General features: G+C 71.7%; 11 protein-coding genes. 5 read left to right on the plus strand and 6 right to left on the minus strand.

Annotation, left to right across the window (positions count from 1 at the left end; translation table 11 throughout):
* Positions 1–29: 29 nt before the first annotated feature.
* From glpK to ACIQNU_RS23915, 4 genes are all read left to right on the plus strand, one after another.
* Complete coding sequence (glpK, locus tag ACIQNU_RS23900) at positions 30–1613, plus strand: glycerol kinase GlpK (RefSeq protein WP_401369779.1); 1584 nt, start codon at positions 30–32, stop codon at positions 1611–1613.
* 50 nt (positions 1614–1663) lie between these two features.
* Positions 1664–3292: an FAD-dependent oxidoreductase gene (locus ACIQNU_RS23905; protein ID WP_401369781.1), complete on the plus strand. Its 1629-nt coding sequence runs from the start codon at positions 1664–1666 to the stop codon at positions 3290–3292.
* Positions 3293–3403: 111 nt separating this feature from the next.
* A complete protein-coding gene (locus tag ACIQNU_RS23910) occupies positions 3404–4075 on the plus strand; it encodes a FadR/GntR family transcriptional regulator (RefSeq protein WP_401369784.1) in 672 nt (223 codons plus the stop codon).
* Positions 4076–4257: 182 nt separating this feature from the next.
* Positions 4258–5337, plus strand: coding sequence for a PAC2 family protein (locus tag ACIQNU_RS23915; RefSeq protein WP_401369788.1), 1080 nt, complete (start codon positions 4258–4260; stop codon positions 5335–5337).
* Between the two features lie 21 nt (positions 5338–5358).
* Here the strand turns inward: ACIQNU_RS23915 and ACIQNU_RS23920 are convergent, their stop codons facing one another.
* The 5 genes from ACIQNU_RS23920 to ACIQNU_RS23940 all read right to left on the minus strand — a co-directional run bounded on the left by ACIQNU_RS23920 (position 5359) and on the right by ACIQNU_RS23940 (position 9964).
* Positions 5359–6339, minus strand: coding sequence for an SMP-30/gluconolactonase/LRE family protein (locus tag ACIQNU_RS23920; protein ID WP_401369791.1), 981 nt, complete (start codon positions 6337–6339; stop codon positions 5359–5361).
* 95 nt (positions 6340–6434) lie between these two features.
* Positions 6435–7664 carry a cysteine--1-D-myo-inosityl 2-amino-2-deoxy-alpha-D-glucopyranoside ligase gene (gene mshC, locus ACIQNU_RS23925; RefSeq protein WP_401369794.1) on the minus strand — a complete coding sequence of 410 codons (1230 nt, stop codon included), beginning with the start codon at positions 7662–7664 and terminating at the stop codon, positions 6435–6437.
* Positions 7665–7794: 130 nt separating this feature from the next.
* The gene (locus ACIQNU_RS23930) at positions 7795–8613 is read right to left on the minus strand and encodes an SCO1664 family protein (protein ID WP_401369797.1); all 819 of its coding nucleotides are present in this window, start codon (positions 8611–8613) and stop codon (positions 7795–7797) included.
* Entirely contained in the window at positions 8577–9167 is a 591-nt protein-coding gene (locus ACIQNU_RS23935) for a DUF3090 domain-containing protein (protein ID WP_401369799.1), read from the minus strand. The genes ACIQNU_RS23930 and ACIQNU_RS23935 overlap by 37 nt, the downstream gene beginning before the upstream one ends.
* Before the next feature lie 101 nt (positions 9168–9268).
* Positions 9269–9964 carry a histidine phosphatase family protein gene (locus ACIQNU_RS23940; RefSeq protein ID WP_401369802.1) on the minus strand — a complete coding sequence of 232 codons (696 nt, stop codon included), beginning with the start codon at positions 9962–9964 and terminating at the stop codon, positions 9269–9271.
* A gap of 62 nt (positions 9965–10026) precedes the next feature.
* Between ACIQNU_RS23940 and corA the strand changes: the two genes are divergently transcribed.
* Positions 10027–11025 (plus strand): magnesium/cobalt transporter CorA, encoded by a 999-nt coding sequence (gene corA / locus ACIQNU_RS23945; protein WP_401369804.1) that lies wholly within the window; start codon positions 10027–10029, stop codon positions 11023–11025.
* Positions 11026–11075: 50 nt separating this feature from the next.
* On the opposite strand, the gene ACIQNU_RS23950 is transcribed toward corA, so the two are convergent.
* Positions 11076–11864 carry a ferritin-like domain-containing protein gene (locus ACIQNU_RS23950; protein ID WP_401369807.1) on the minus strand — a complete coding sequence of 263 codons (789 nt, stop codon included), beginning with the start codon at positions 11862–11864 and terminating at the stop codon, positions 11076–11078.
* Between the last annotated feature and the right edge of the window lie 204 nt (positions 11865–12068).

Raw genomic sequence — 12068 nt, forward strand, 5'->3', positions numbered from 1 at the left:
GACGACACCCGAGAAACCAGGAGCACATCGTGACCGACGCACCCCACGCGAACACCTCGGCCGAAGCGGGCAGTCACTCGCATGGCGCAGGCCCCTTCATCGCGGCGATCGACCAGGGCACCACGTCCAGCCGCTGCATCGTCTTCGACCGCGACGGGCGCATCGTCGCCGTCGACCAGAAGGAGCACGAGCAGATCTTCCCCAGGCCGGGCTGGGTCGAGCACGACGCCACCGAGATCTGGGCGAACGTCCAGACCGTGGTCGCCGGGGCCATCTCCAAGGCGGGCATCACCCGCGACGACATCAAGGCGATCGGCATCACCAACCAGCGTGAGACGACGCTGCTGTGGGACAAGAACACCGGCCTCCCGGTGCACAACGCCATCGTCTGGCAGGACACCCGTACGGACGCGCTCGTCCGGGAGCTGGGCCGCAACGTCGGCCAGGACCGGTTCCGCCGCGAGACCGGTCTGCCGCTGTCCACCTACTTCGCGGGGCCCAAGGCGCGGTGGCTCCTCGACAACGTCGAGGGCCTGAAGGAGCGCGCCGAGGCCGGGGACATCCTCTTCGGCACCATGGACACCTGGGTCATCTGGAACCTGACCGGCGGGGTCAATGGCGGCCACCACGTCACCGACGTCACCAACGCGTCCCGCACCATGCTGATGAACCTGCACACCATGGCGTGGGACCCGAAGATCGCCTCCTCCATCGGCGTACCGATGGCGATGCTCCCGGAGATCCGCTCGTCGTCCGAGGTGTACGGCGAGGTCACCGGCGGCCCGCTCGGCGACCTCATCGGCGGTATCCCGGTCGCGTCGGCGCTCGGCGACCAGCAGGCCGCCCTGTTCGGCCAGACCTGTTTCAGCGAGGGCGAGGCCAAGTCCACGTACGGCACCGGCACCTTCATGCTGATGAACACCGGTGGCAAGATCATCAACTCGTACTCGGGTCTGCTGACCACCGTCGGCTACCGCATCGGCGACCAGCCGCCCGTGTACGCGCTCGAAGGGTCCATCGCCGTCACCGGCGCCCTCGTGCAGTGGATGCGCGACCAGATGGGCCTGATCAACTCGGCCGCCGAGATCGAGACCCTGGCGTCGTCGGTCGACGACAACGGCGGGGCGTACTTCGTGCCGGCGTTCTCGGGTCTGTTCGCGCCGTACTGGCGCTCCGACGCGCGCGGGGTGATCGCCGGTCTCACCCGGTACGTCACGAAGGCGCACATCGCGCGGGCCGTCCTGGAGGCGACCGCGTGGCAGACCCGGGAGATCGCCGACGCGATGACGAAGGACTCCGGCGTCGAACTGACCACGCTGAAGGTCGACGGCGGCATGACGTCCAACAACCTGCTGATGCAGACCCTCGCGGACTTCCTGGACGCGCCGGTGGTGCGGCCCATGGTCGCCGAGACGACGTGCCTCGGCGCGGCGTACGCGGCGGGTCTGGCCGTCGGCTTCTGGCCGGACACCGACACGCTGCGGGCCAACTGGCGGCGGGCCGCCGAGTGGACCCCGCACATGGACGCGGACAAGCGGGAGCGCGAGTACAAGGACTGGCTCAAGGCCGTGCAGCGGACCATGGGCTGGCTCGAAGAAGAAGACGAGAGCTGAGGGCGCGGCCGGGACCCCGGCCGTACCCCGCTGACGAGGAGCACCACGCGATGACCACCCTGCCCACCCTCCAGAACGGCCCCGCCTACCCGGCGCTCGGGCTGCACCCCTTGGCCGGCTCCCACCCGAGCCGGGCCGAGACCCGGGAACAGCTGTCGAAGGCGACATACGACCTCCTGGTGATCGGCGGCGGCATCCTGGGTATCTCCACGGCCTGGCACGCCGCCCAGTCGGGTCTGCGGGTGGCCCTGGTGGACGCCGGAGACTTCGCCGGAGCCACCTCGTCGGCCTCGTCCAAGCTGCTGCACGGCGGTCTGCGCTACCTCCAGACCGGCGCCGTGAAGCTGGTGGCCGAGAACCACTTCGAGCGCCGTGCGGTGTCCACCCAGGTGGCACCGCACCTGGCGAACCCGCTCACGTTCTACCTGCCGGTGTACAAGGGCGGGCCGCACGGCGCGGCGAAGCTCGGGGCGGGCGTCTTCGCGTACTCCGCGCTCTCCGCGTTCGGTGACGGCGTCGGCCATCTGCTGTCCCCCGCGCGCGCCGTGCGGGACGTGCCGGAGCTGCGGACCGAGAACCTGAAGGCCGTCGCGGTGTACGGGGACGGCCAGATGAACGACTCCCGGATGGCGCTGATGACGGTCCGCGCGGCCGTCGAGGCGGGCGCGGCCGTCCTCAACCACGCCGAGGTCACCGGGCTGCGCTTCACCCGGGGCCGGGTCACGGGGGCGGACCTCAAGGACCGCGGGGACGGTACGGAGTTCGGGATATCCGCGCGGCTCGTGCTGAACGCGACGGGGCCGTGGGTCGACCATCTGCGCCGGATGGAGGACCCGGGAGCGGCGCCGTCGATCCGACTGTCCAAGGGGGTGCACCTGGTGCTGCGGCGGACCTCGCCGTGGAAGGCGGCGCTGGCGACCCCGATCGACAAGTACCGCATCACCTTCGCCCTCCCCTGGGAGGACATGCTGCTGCTCGGCACCACCGACGAGGAGTTCGACGGCGATCCGTCGGAGGTGACCGTGACCGAACGGGACACCGCGCAGATCCTCGGCGAGGCCGCCCACTCGGTGCGGGACCAGCAGCTCTCCCGGGACCTCGTCACCTACTCCTTCGCCGGTCTCAGGGTGCTGCCCGGCGGGCCCGGGGACACCTCGAAGGCGAAGCGCGAGACGGTCGTCAGCGAGGGCCGGGGCGGGATGCTGTCCGTCGCCGGCGGCAAGTGGACGACCTTCCGGCACATCGGCCGTACGGTCATGAACAAGCTGGCGGCCCTGCCGGGGCAGCCGCTCGCCGACGACATGGAACCCATGTCACGGCTGCCCAGGCGGCTGCCGCTGCCCGGTGTCGCCAACCCGCGCGCGGTCGCGCACCGGCTCCTCGTGGACGGCGGAACGCCCGGCCCGCGCATGGCCGCCGACACCGCGAAGCACCTGGCCACGCACTACGGTTCGCTCGCCTTCGACATCGCGCGCCTCGCCAACGAGAACCCGGCGCTCGGCGAGCGCGTGCACCCCGACGCCCCCGAGATCTGGGCGCAGGTCGTCTACGCCCGCGACCACGAGTGGGCGGCCACCGCTGACGACGTCCTGCGCCGCCGCACCACCCTGACGATCCGCGGCCTGGACACCGACGAGGTGCGGGCGAGGGTACGGGACGTACTGGACGGCACGCCCTGAGAGGGGACCCCGCGTCCGGACCATCCGGACCCCCGTATCCAAGGGACTCGGCAGGCGTCATAATCGTCCGATACATCGGATGTATCGGACGAATGGCGAGGCGAGGTCCCCATGGCTGTCACCGACGAGGCCATCGAGAAGATCAAGGGCATGATCGTCTCCGGCGCGCTCCGGCCCGGCGACCGGCTCCCCAAGGAGAGTGAGCTGGCGGCCGAGCTGGGGCTGTCCCGCAACTCCCTGCGGGAGGCGGTGCGCGCGCTGTCCCTGATCCGCATCCTGGACGTACGGCAGGGTGACGGCACGTACGTCACGAGCCTCGATCCCCAACTCCTCCTGGAGGCGCTGAGTTTCGTCGTCGACTTCCACCGGGACGACACGGTCCTGGAGTTCCTGGCCGTACGCCGCATCCTGGAGCCGGCCGCGACGGCGATGGCGAGTACGCGGATCGGCGAGGCCGAGATCGACGCGCTGGCCGCGCAGTTGGACGCGCTCGGGGCGGCACCGTCCGTCGAGGAACTGGTCGCGTGCGACCTGGAGTTCCACCGGGGCATCGTGCAGTCCTCCGGGAACTCGGTGCTCTGCTCGCTCCTGGACGGCCTGTCGGGGCCCACGACCAGGGCCCGGATCTGGCGCGGGCTCACCCAGGAGGACGCGGTCAGCCGGACCCTGCACGAGCACCGCGCGATCCTGACGGCGCTGCGGGACCGGGACGCCGAGGCCGCGCGGTCCTGGGCGACCGTGCACATCGCCAGCGTCGAACAGTGGCTGCGTTCGACCCTCTGAGCGGCGTCCCCCGAGGTCAGGGCCGACCCGTACCCCGTACAGCTCGGGTGACTGTTCGGGGTGTTCCGGGCGCTCCACCGGGGCAGAGTCCGGTCATTGCCCCAGCGAGGGGGCTGCGGCGGCACCCCGCCGGAGTCGTAAGGTTGGGGCGTACGTGAGGGCAGATCCGAAGGAGGCAGTGGGTGATCGAGCTGGAGGGGGTTCCCGAGCTGATCGACCCGGTCATGGTGGCCGCGTTCGAGGGCTGGAACGATGCCGGCGACGCCGCCTCCACTGCCGTCGCGCATCTGGACCGGGAGTGGAAGGGCGAGGTCTTCGCCGCGCTGGACGCGGAGGACTACTACGACTTCCAGGTCAACCGGCCGACGGTCTGGCTGGACAACGGTGTCCGGAAGATCACCTGGCCCACGACCCGGCTCTCGGTGGTCCGGGTCGGCGGTGAGAAGCCGCGCGACCTGGTGCTGGTGCGCGGTATCGAACCGTCGATGCGGTGGCGCTCGTTCTGCAACGAGCTGCTGGGCTTCGCACACGAACTGGGCGTCGAGCTGGTGGTCGTCCTGGGCGCCCTGCTCGGTGACACCCCGCACACCCGTCCGGTCCCGGTCAGCGGGGTCACGTCCGATCCGGACCTGGCCCGCACCATGGACCTGGAGGAGACCAAGTACGAGGGTCCGACGGGCATCGTCGGCATCCTCCAGGAGGCGTGCACCCACGCCGGGGTCCCGGCCGTCTCGCTGTGGGCGGCCGTCCCGCACTATGTGTCGCAGCCGCCGAACCCGAAGGCGACGCTGGCGCTGCTGAACCGTCTTGAAGACCTCATCGACCTGCGGATTCCGCTCGGTGAGCTGCCGGAGGACGCACGGGCCTGGCAGGTGGGCGTGGACCAGCTCGCGGCCGAGGACAGCGAGGTCGCCGAGTACGTCCAGACGCTGGAGGAGGCCCGGGACACCGCCGAGCTGCCGGAGGCGTCGGGCGAGGCCATCGCGCGTGAGTTCGAGCGGTACCTGCGGCGCAGGGACGGCGGCCCCGCGGGGCCCGGGGCGGCCGGGCCGCTCGCCACGGACGGCGGCGACACGGCGGCGTATCTGCGGGACGCCCCGAGCGGCCAGGCCAGGCCCGCGAAGCCGTCCCGTCCGGAGACGGAGACGGACGACGGGGGCCCGGCCAGGGCGAGCGAGGACGATACGGGGGCCGACGCGGACGCCGACTCCGACTCCGATTCCGGCACCGACCGGAAGCCGGACGACGACGCGGACGACTGAGACGGAACGGGGCGACCGGCGTCAGACCCGGTCCACCCCATCCACCCGGTCCACCGCCACCGCGTCGTAGTCCGTCGTGGGCGTCGGCGGAGTGCCGAAGCGCGCGTTCGGCAGATACAGCCGGTCGCCCCAGGCCGCCACGGTCGTCGGGATCCGGAACCGCGGGTCGGTGATGCGGGTGAGCAAGGTGCCCCGCGTGCCGGTGGCGTTCAGACGGAACACGTCGATCGCGTTCTGCCGCTGCTGCACGCAGTACAGGGTGCGGCCGAGCAGCAGGAGCCCGTCACCGTTGGGCAGCAGGGACCCGCCGAGATCGACGGTGCGGGCCACTCCCGTACGCGGGTCGACGCGCATCAGTCCGCCGCCGCCCACGAATTGATTGACCACCAGCAGTGCGCCGCCGTCCGGGGTGCGGGCGATGCCGTTGGCCGTGAAGGCGGCGCCCTGTTGCCAGTCGCCGGTGAGCGGCACGGTCCGTACCGCGCCGGGTGCGCCGTGCCGGTCGAGCGAGAGCCGGTAGAGCTGGGGCGCGAACGAGTCCGTGAACCAGGCGGCGCCGGGCGTGAGCACCACGTCGTTGACAAAGGTGCCGTCGGAGCCGACCGTTCGGATGTCCTCGATCCGTCCGGTGCGCCGGTCGACCGTACGTAATTCGCGGCTGGCCCCGCCGCACAGGAACAGGCGGTCGCGGCCGTCGGACTTGAGCCCGATCACCGGGTGCGCCGGGCCGAGCCCCGCGCTGACGACGCCGCCCCGGCCGGTGGCGAGGGAGGCGCGGTAGACGTCACCGTTCGCGATCGAGCCGAAGTAGGCGTACGGGCCGGGGCCGATGGTGACGCCCTCGGGCTGGAAGCCGTCGGGGAGCGGGAACTGGCGGGGCCAGGCGCCGTCGTCGGAACCGGCCGCGCGGGCGGATGGTGCGAGGGAGCCCGCGAGGCCGAGGCCGACGACGGCGGCGGCCGAGGCCCCGAGCAGATCACGACGTGCGAAGGAACGGGTCATGGTGCGTCCTTCCACGGAGGCCGGCGAACCGCCGGCCAGAGGGTCAACTGACCCTCCTACCTCACCACATGACCCGTTCCCCGGGGGCGGTCGCGCTACAACGCGACTCCGAGGAGCGCGTCGACGGTGCGGGAGACCACGCCGGGCGCCCCCTCGTCGGTGCCGCCGCGCTCCTCCTGGAGCGCGGCCCAGCGATCCACGGCGGCGAGGGCGGCCGGGGCGTCGAGGTCGTGTGCGAGGGCGGTACGGACCTCGTCGACCAGCGGCTCGGCGTCCGGGCCGTCCGGGCGGGAGACGGCGGCGCGCCAGCGTCCGAGGCGCGCGACCGCGTCGTCGAGGACGGTGTCCGTCCACTCCCAGTCGGACCGGTAGTGGTGCGCGAGGAGCGCGAGCCGGATGGCCGCCGGGTCGACACCGGCCCGGCGCAGCGCCGACACGAACACGAGGTTGCCCTTGGACTTGGACATCTTCTCGCCGTCGAGCGCGACCATGCCCGCGTGCACGTACGCCTTGGCCATCGGGAACTCGCCGGTCAGGACCTGGGCGTGCGAGGCGCCCATCTCGTGGTGCGGGAAGGCGAGATCGGAGCCGCCGCCCTGGACGTCGAAGCCCATGCCGAGGTGGTCGAGGGCGATGGCCACGCACTCGATGTGCCAGCCGGGCCTGCCGTGGCCGAGGGAGCCGCCGTCCCAACTCGGCTCTCCGTCACGGGCGGCCATCCACAGCATCGGGTCGAGCGGGTTCTTCTTGCCCGCCCGGTCCGGGTCGCCGCCGCGCTCGGCGGACAGCAGACGCATCGCGGCGGCGTCCAGGCGCGACACCGAACCGAAGTGCGGGTCGGCCTCGACGGAGAAGTAGATGTCGCCTTCGAGTTCGTAGGCGGCGCCGGCGTCCCGCAGCCGCTCCACGAGCGGCACGATGCCCGGTATGGCCTCGACGGCACCGATGTAGTGGCGCGGCGGCAGCATCCGCAGGGCCGTCATGTCCTCGCGGAACAGGACGGTCTCGCGCTCGGCGAGCGCGACCCAGTCGAGCCCGTCGCGGACGGCGCGCTCCAGGAGCGGATCGTCCACGTCGGTCACGTTCTGCACGTAGTGCACCTGCCGCTTGGTGTCCAGCCAGACGCGCTGTACGAGATCGAACGCGTTGTAGGTCGCCGCGTGCCCCATGTGGGTGGCGTCGTAGGGCGTGATGCCGCAGACGTAGATACGGGCGACGGGACCGGGGTCGAGGGTGACAAGACCCCCGGTCGCGGTGTCGTGGATCCGGAGGTCGCGGCCCCGTCCGGGCAGGGCGGGAACCTCAGAAGCGGGCCAGGCATACATGTCATGAGCGTAACCGGACGTTGCTTCCGGATACGAACCGGACCTGGTCCGAACGGCCCGAAACGGTCGTGGTACACGGAGGCGGGTCGGGGGGCGGGGTCGGGGGCGGAGCGGGGGCCGAACGCCCGTGCTACACCGGCGGCCAGGGGATGGCCGGCCACTCTCCGGACGGCTCGGGGTGCTTCCCGGTGGCGAGCAGGGCGTCCACGCGCGCGAGGGTGGCGTCGACCTCCACCGGGGTGATCAGCTCCGCGAGGCGCAGGGCGAGCGGCGCGCCGGGCTCCAGGGCCGCGCGCAGCGCCCCGAGCGCCTCCACCGCCTCCGGGGTCAGCGGCTCCCCCGCCCAGCCCCACAGGAGGGTGCGCAGCTTGTTCTCGGCGTTGAAGGAGACCCCGTGGTCGATGCCGTACAGGCGGCCGTCGGCGTCGGGCAGGAGATGGCCGCCCTTGCGGTCCGCGTTGTTGATCACGGCGTCGAAGACGGCGAGCCGGCGCAGTCGCGCGTCGTCGGCGTGCACGAGCAGTGCGGTACGGCCTTCGCCGACGTCGGCGAAGCCGATGGCCTTCCAGCCGGGCTCCGGCTCCTCGCCGTCGACCAGGGCCAGCAGCTCCGCGTCGGACGACGCCTCGATCCAGCGCTGGCACATGCCTTCGCCGTAGGGCCCGTCGCGGAGCACGGTCGGCGGTACGAGCCCCCAGCCGAGCGCTTCGGACACCTCGTACGCGGCGACCTCGCGCTGGGCGAGCGTGCCGTCGGGGAAGTCCCACAGGGGCCGCTCCCCGGCGACCGGCTTGTACACGCACTCGGCCCGCTCGCCGTCGTGGGCGACGGCGCAGAACAGGACCGCGTTCGACGCCTCGCGGATGCGTCCGCGTACCGTCAGCTCGCCGCGGCTGAGCAGGTCGGTGGCGGTCACGCTCCGCGGCGGTATCCGTTCTGGCGCGGACATACGTGTCCTTCCGGGTCGAGCGGCAGACTGCACAGGGGGCACGGCGGGCGGCCCGCGTTGACGACGTCCAGGGCGCGTTTGGCGAAGGCTCTCGCCTGGGCGCCGCTGAGCCGGACGCGGAGCATCGGGGGGCCGTTCTCCTCGTCCTGGAGGAGCCGTTCCTCGGCCTCCGCGAGGTCCTCGTCGGACTCGGCGTCCAGTTCGACCAGCGCCTGGGCCTCGACGATCATGCGCTGTTCGTCGCCGTCCCAGGCCAGTGCCATGGTGCCGACGCGGAACTCCTCCTCGACGGGTGTGTCGAGGGGCGCGGTGTCCGCCACCTCGGTCGGCACGACCGCGGGGACCGCCGCGCTGCCGCCGCTGCGCCGGACGACCTCGTCGAGGAGTTCGTCCATCCGCTCGGCCAGCGCGGCCACTTGGGTCTTCTCCAGGGCCACGCTCGTCACCCGCGGACCGGAGGAAGCCTGGAGGAAGAACGTACGGCGTCCGGGGAGTCCGACCGTGCCGGCCACGAACCGCTCCGGGGGGTCGTAGAGGAACACCTGACGGGACACGTCCTGTCTCCCTTGGGAATCGAGTGCGGGATCGGCTGCCGGATGGCGACCGTGACGGCAACTGGCCTACTCCGACCGCTTCACCCTACTGCGGCCGACGATCACGGTGCGCCCGCACCGCCTCCCACGGTTCCTTCCCCGGCGGAGGTGTCCTGCGGGTTCTCGCGCGGCATCAGCGACGCGAAGTCCCCGGTGTCCCCGAGGCGTACGAGGAAGGGGCGCAGGCGCGTGTAGTGGATGACGGTGACGGAGCACGGTTCCACGGACACCCGCTGGAACTGGTCGAGGTGCAGTCCGAGCGCGTCGGCGACGAGCGCCTTGATGATGTCGCCGTGCGAGCACATCAGGTAGGTGGCGTCGGCGCCGTTCTCGTCGGCCACGCGCGCGTTCCACTCGCGGACGGCCTCGGCGGCGCGGGTGGCCATCGCGCGCATCGACTCGCCGCCGGGGAAGGCGGCGGCGGACGGGTGCTGCTGGACGACCTGCATCAGCGGCTCGTCGTTCAGCTCGGCGAGTTTGCGGCCGGACCAGTCGCCGTAGTCGCATTCGCCGATCCGGTCCTCGGTGTGCACCGGGGTGCCGGGGCGGGCCGCGAGGAGCGGTGCGACGGTCTCCTGGCAGCGTTGCAGGGGGCTGGTGACGACCTGGGCGACGGGCACGCCGTCGAGCCGGGCCGGCAGCGCGGCGGCCTGTGCGGCGCCCCGCTCGTCCAGGGCGACGCCGGGCGTCCACCCGGCGAGCAGGCCCGCGGTGTTGGCGGTGGAGCGTCCGTGCCGGACGAGAATCAGCGTGGGCATGACGCCAGGGTAGGCGGACGGGGCGGGTGTGCCGTCGGCGGGCTTCGGGAACACGTCGCTGCGTGATTGTCGACAGTGCCATCTACCGGGACGGGCGCCGCACCGACGGGCCCGCCGACTTCTCCGACGCCCTGGACGAGGCGCGGGCCACCGGTGACGCGTTTCTCTGGCTCGGGCTGCACGAGCCGACGCCGGCCGAGTTCGCGCACGTCAGGGAGGAGTTCGGGCTGCATCCGCTGGCGGTCGAGGACGCCCTGAACGCGCACCAGCGGCCGAAGCTGGAGGTGTACGACGACTCACTGTTCGTGGTGCTCAAGCCGGTGGTGTACGAGCCGGAGGGCGACACGGTGTCGTCCGGCGAGGTGATGCTCTTCCTCGGCGACTCCTTCGTGGTGACCGTGCGGCACGGTGGCGGAGCGCCGCTCGGGGAGGTGCGTCACCGGCTGGAGGCGGAGCCGGGGCTGCTGAGCAACGGCCCCACGTCCGCGCTGTACGCGATCGCGGACGCGATCGTCGACCACTACCTGGACGTGGCGTCGGAGCTGCAGACGGACCTGGAGGAGCTGGAGGCGGAGGTGTTCTCGCCCGACGGTGGAGGCTCGGCGGCCACGGCGTCGCGGATCTACACCTTCAAGCGGCAGATCCTGGCGTTCCGGCGGGCGACGGGGCCGCTGGCCGCGCCGCTCGGGCGGCTCGCGGGGCTGGGTCCCTTCGAGACACCCGTGCCGTTCGTGAGCGACACCGCGCGGCCGTTCTTCCGCGATGTCAGCGACCATCTGACCCGGGTCAACGAATCGGTCGAGGGTCTTGACCGGCTGGTGTCGGACATCCTGTCGGCGCATCTCGCGCAGATCAGCGTCCGGCAGAACGACGACATGCGGAAGATCTCCTCGTGGGCCGCCATGGCCGCCGTGCCCACGCTGATCGCCGGGATCTACGGCATGAACTTCGACCACATGCCGGAGCTGCACTGGGTGGTGTCGTATCCGGCGGTGATCCTGCTGATGGTGCTCCTGGAGATCGGCCTGTACCGCCTCTTCAAGCGGAACGGCTGGCTCTGAGGCTGTTGCGTCACGCGCGCGGGGTTGTGCCGTGATCTACGCGCGCGGGGTCACGCGATGTCGGCCATGGTGGTCGCCGGGCCGCCCAGCGCGTCGCGCCGCTCGGGCATCCGCAGGGACACCATCCGCCGCCAGCCGACGGCCCGCTCGTACGCGTACACGGCGTGGATGCCGGCGGCGAGCAGCGCGGACTTGGCCCGGGTCCAGCCCAGGAGGCGTCCCATGTGGTCCATGACGGCGAGGCTGACGTCGCGGTAGATCCGGATCTCGGCGAGTGCGCAGGTCCGCAGGGTCCGCTGGATGGCCTGCCCGTGCCCGGCGTACGCGAAGCGCAGCAGCTCCTCGTGGCAGTACGCGAGGTGGTTGTCCTCGTCCTGGGAGATCATCCTGACCGCGCGGCCGATGTCGGGGTGGTCGGCGAAGTATCTGCGCAGCAGGTCCATCTGCTCCGACGCGCGCTGTTCGGTGACCCGGCTGTGTGCGAGGTAGGTGACGATGTCCTGGACGCCGAGCGGCTGGTCGCGCCTGAGCTGATCGTGGGCGAGTCCGATGCCGTGCTTCTCCAGGAGCATCGTGTAGTCGGTCTCGTGGGGGATGTCGACGGGGGTGAGGCCGCGCTTCTTCATCAGTGCGTGGAAGATGCGTCCGTGCTTGTCCTCGTCGGCGCCGTGCCGGGCCACCTTGGGGGCCAGGGTCCGCTCGCTCTCGGGGACGAGCGCCGCGATCCGGCCGTTCTCCCAGCCGCCCTGGGACTCACCGCTCGCCGCGATGGAGCAGAACAGCCGGAACGACTCGTCGTCGTGGAGGATCTCCTCGAACAGGCTCTTTGCCGAAAGCATCTCTGCCACCTCCCTGCGGTGTCCCGCAAGGACCGAGTCAAATGCGGGACACCGGCGACGGCAACAGCACTGTGCCCGCGCTCCGCCAAATGAACGAAGCGCCACGCGCGCGAAGGGGCGTAACCGGGCGGGTGGTGGCGCGTTGTTCTCCCTGACGGCCGTGGCGGGGAAGACCCCCGAGCCCCCACCACGGCCGCGGAAACC

Source organism: Streptomyces sp. NPDC091292 (assembly GCF_044757265.1).
Lineage (GTDB): Bacteria > Actinomycetota > Actinomycetes > Streptomycetales > Streptomycetaceae > Streptomyces.